Consider the following 3,906-nt stretch of genomic DNA (forward strand, 5'->3'; position numbering starts at 1 on the left):
CGTTCCTCCTAGGGGGGAGGGGAGGGTTTGGGGGGGCGTGCTCCCCCCCCCCGATAAGGCCAGAAAGCAAAAAAGCAGCCCGAAGGCTGCTTTTTCTCTCGCAAGATGGCCAAGGCCACCGGTCAAACTGCACTCAGGACAGTTTTTCCTTGATGCGAGCGGCTTTGCCGGACAGGTCGCGCAGGTAGTACAGCTTGGCTTTACGCACGTCACCACGACGTTTCACGGCCAGGCTGTCGATCTGTGGGCTGTAGGTCTGGAAGGTACGCTCTACGCCAACGCCGCTGGAGATCTTGCGCACGGTGAAGGCGCTGTTCAGACCGCGGTTACGCTTGGCGATAACGACGCCTTCGAACGCCTGCAGACGCGAGCGGTCGCCTTCCTTCACTTTAACCTGGACGACAACGGTGTCGCCTGGTGCGAAGGTCGGGATTTCCTTGCTCATCTGCTCGGCTTCGAGCTGCTGGATGATCTTGTTGGTCATGCTGTGCTCCTAAGATGGATAACGCGATCCACCATCGATACGTTTAACTATCGTCCCGCTCGCGGAGATATTCCTCGAGCAGCTTCTTCTCTTCTCCAGAAAGCGAGCGACTTTCCAGAAGATCGGCGCGTCGTTCGAAGGTCCTACCAAGGGACTGCTTCATCCGCCAACGCCGGATATGTGCATGGTTGCCACTAAGCAACACGTCGGGTACACGCTGATCCGCATACACCTCAGGTCGGGTGTAGTGCGGGCAATCCAGCAGACCGTCGGTGAAAGAATCTTCCTCCGCCGAGTCCACATGCCCTAAAGCTCCGGGCAGCAGCCGCGTAACCGCATCGATCAGTACCATGGCCGGCAGCTCGCCACCGGAAAGCACATAGTCGCCAATCGACCACTCCTCATCGACATGAGCCTCGATAAAGCGCTCGTCGATGCCTTCATAACGACCGGCGATCAGGATCAAAGATTCCTGTTCGGCCAGGCCTTTGACCGCTTGCTGAGTCAGCTTGCGGCCTTGCGGCGAAAGGTAGATCACCTTTGCCGTTGCTCCGGCGACTTGCCTGGCGTTGACCAGGGCGTCTTCCAGAGGCTTGATTTTCATCACCATGCCCGGACCACCGCCAAACGGCCGATCATCCACGGTGTGGTGGCGATCAGTGGTGTAGTCCCGCGGGTTCCAGCAGGTCACTTGCAGCAACCCCTGTTTCACCGCACGGCTGGTAATGCCGTACTCAGTGATGGCCGAGAACATCTCGGGGAACAACGTGATGACGTCTACGCGAAGGTTACCCATCGTTTAGAAATCCGCGTCCCATTCGACTCGCATCACACCAGCTTCAAGGTCGATTGCCAGCACGCATTGCTCCGTATAGGGCAACAGTCGCTCGCGATCATCCAGGCTGCCTGTGCAAGGCTTGACCACCATTACATCGTTCGCGCCGGTCTCCAACAGGTGATCGATCGTGCCGAACAGCTGTTCGTCCTGATTGATGACCTTCAGGCCTTCCAACTGGTACCAGTAGTACTCGTCGGCTGCCAGGTTGGGCAAAAGGCTCCGCGCAATGCAGATTTCGTAACCGCTCAGAAGCCGGGCTTCATCACGATCATCGAGGCCTTTCAATTTCACGACCAGGCCCTTTTGGGAGCCACGACCGCTGACCAGCTCGACCTGCTTTACCTTGCCTTCGTGCTTGAGCGTCCAGCGCGGATAATCCAACAGGTTTTCAATCGGATCGGTAAAGGAGTACACCTTCACCTCGCCGCGAACGCCGTGAACCGAAAAAATCTTGCCAACGACGATGAGGTCGTCAGCCTTTTCTGGCGTCGCGTTCATACTGCTCAGGCTGCGGCCTTGGCAGCGTCCTTCAGCAGCTGAGCAACACGCTCAGACGGCTGCGCGCCCTGGCTCAGCCAGTAGGTGACGCGTTCCTGGTTGACCGACAGCTTGACTTCGGCGCCCGATGCGATCGGGTTGAAGAAGCCAACGCGTTCAACGAAACGGCCGTCACGGGCGTTACGCGAGTTGGTCACGGTCAGGTGGTAGAAAGGGCGCTTTTTCGAGCCGCCACGGGCAAGACGGATGGTTACCATGTGAACATCGTTCCTATAGTCGGTGCTGCAAAACTGAATGCCCAATGGGCACACGCGTGCCCAAAAGGCCGCATATTCTCGGGGAATACACGGACATTTGCAAATGCCTTTTTCGGCGAGGCTACGCCCCGCCGTTCAGTTCTGCCGATTGAGCCGCCTTTCGGCGGCCGTGTTCCCGCCGAGGCGGGGGTTGGCGGGCTGCTTCCCCATGGAAGGCAGCCCGCCAAATTCGATTACATCTTGGGCATGCCGCCGCCCGGCAGCATGCCGCCAAGACCGCGCATCATCTTGGCCATGCCGCCCTTGGCGGAGAATTTCTTCATCATCTTCTGCATCTGCTTGTGCTGCTTGATCAGCCGGCCGATGTCCTGCACCTGGGTACCGGAACCCAGGGCGATGCGGCGCTTGCGCGAACCGCTGATCAGATCAGGGTCGCGACGCTCGGCCGGGGTCATGGAGTTGATGATCGCCTCCATCTGCTTGAACTGCTTCTCGGCCGCGCCCTGGGCGTTGCCCATCTGCGACAGGTTGACGCCGCCCATGTTCGGCAGTTTGTCCATCAGCCCGCCGAGGCCGCCCATGTTCTTCATCTGCTGCAGCTGATCACGGAAGTCTTCGAGGTCGAAGCCCTTGCCCTTCTTCAGCTTCTTGGCCAGCTTGTCGGCCTTGGCCTTGTCGATGGTCTGCTCGGCCTGCTCGATCAGGCTGAGCACGTCACCCATGCCGAGGATGCGCGAGGCGATCCGGTCGGGGTGGAACGGCTCGAGGGCTTCGGTCTTCTCGCCCATACCGATGAACTTGATCGGCTTGCCGGTGATGGCGCGCACCGACAGTGCGGCACCGCCACGGGCATCACCATCGACCTTGGTCAGGATCACACCGGTCAGCGGCAGTGCGTCGCCGAAGGCCTTGGCGGTATTGGCGGCATCCTGGCCGGTCATGGCATCGACCACGAACAGCGTTTCGATCGGCTTGACCGCGGCGTGCAGCGCCTTGATCTCGTCCATCATGTCGGCGTCGACGTGCAGGCGGCCGGCGGTGTCGACGATCACCACATCGATGAACTTGAGCTTGGCTTCGCGGATCGCCGCTTGCGCGATGTCCACCGGCTTCTGGCTGATGTCGGACGGGAAGAAGGTCACGCCGATGTCGTTGGCCAGGGTTTCCAGCTGCTTGATCGCCGCCGGGCGGTAAACGTCGGCGGACACCACCATCACGCTTTTCTTCTTGCGCTCCTTCAGGTGGCGCGCCAGCTTGCCGGCGGTGGTGGTCTTACCGGCACCCTGCAAGCCGGCCATCAGCACGACGGCGGGCGGTGCGGCATTGAGCGTCAGCTCTTCGTTGGCCGCGCCCATCAGGCGCTCCAGTTCGGCCTGGACGATCTTGACGAAGGCCTGGCCCGGGGTGAGGCTGCGCGACACTTCGGTGCCGACCGCGCGCTCCTTGATGCTGTTGACGAAATCCTTGACCACCGGCAGGGCAACGTCGGCCTCGAGCAGGGCCATGCGCACTTCGCGCAGCGTGTCCTTGATGTTGTCTTCGGTCAGCTTGGCCTTGCCGGTGACATGGCGCAGCGTCTGTGACAGGCGGTCGGTCAGGTTTTCGAACATGGTGATCCTTTCAGGCCCAGTGAAGCCGAGGTTTTTCAGGCGCCCAGGTGGAAATGCACACGCGCTGGGCACAACAAGGCGGCGATTATAGCGAAGAGCGGCGCTGGCGCACACCTTGGTGCAGAGGCTCTGGATAATCGGTGGCCTGGATGTCGCCTTAGGGGGGGGAAGAAACCCCCCCAAGGCCCAAGCAAAATCCTGGGGGGGGGGGTTTCTGCC

5 protein-coding genes are annotated in these 3,906 nt (G+C 60.5%); all 5 read right to left on the bottom strand.

What is annotated here, in order from left to right; all coding sequences use genetic code 11:
• Positions 1–133: 133 nt before the first annotated feature.
• Positions 134–484, bottom strand: a complete 351-nt coding sequence (rplS, locus tag ACO6VM_RS06440) for a 50S ribosomal protein L19 (RefSeq protein ID WP_011535315.1) — start codon at positions 482–484, stop codon at positions 134–136.
• A 43-nt stretch (positions 485–527) separates the two neighbouring features.
• Positions 528–1,280 (bottom strand): tRNA (guanosine(37)-N1)-methyltransferase TrmD, encoded by a 753-nt coding sequence (gene trmD / locus ACO6VM_RS06445; RefSeq protein ID WP_110993301.1) that lies wholly within the window; start codon positions 1,278–1,280, stop codon positions 528–530.
• A 3-nt stretch (positions 1,281–1,283) separates the two neighbouring features.
• Positions 1,284–1,820 (bottom strand): ribosome maturation factor RimM, encoded by a 537-nt coding sequence (rimM, locus tag ACO6VM_RS06450; protein ID WP_125859954.1) that lies wholly within the window; start codon positions 1,818–1,820, stop codon positions 1,284–1,286.
• 5 nt (positions 1,821–1,825) lie between these two features.
• Positions 1,826–2,077, bottom strand: a complete 252-nt coding sequence (rpsP, locus tag ACO6VM_RS06455; protein WP_008094480.1) for a 30S ribosomal protein S16 — start codon at positions 2,075–2,077, stop codon at positions 1,826–1,828.
• Positions 2,078–2,310: 233 nt separating this feature from the next.
• Complete coding sequence (ffh, locus tag ACO6VM_RS06460; RefSeq protein WP_125465251.1) at positions 2,311–3,687, bottom strand: signal recognition particle protein; 1,377 nt, start codon at positions 3,685–3,687, stop codon at positions 2,311–2,313.
• Between the last annotated feature and the right edge of the window lie 219 nt (positions 3,688–3,906).

It is taken from the genome of Pseudomonas sp. GZD-209 (assembly GCF_049310485.1).
GTDB classification, from domain to species: domain Bacteria; phylum Pseudomonadota; class Gammaproteobacteria; order Pseudomonadales; family Pseudomonadaceae; genus Aquipseudomonas; species Aquipseudomonas sichuanensis.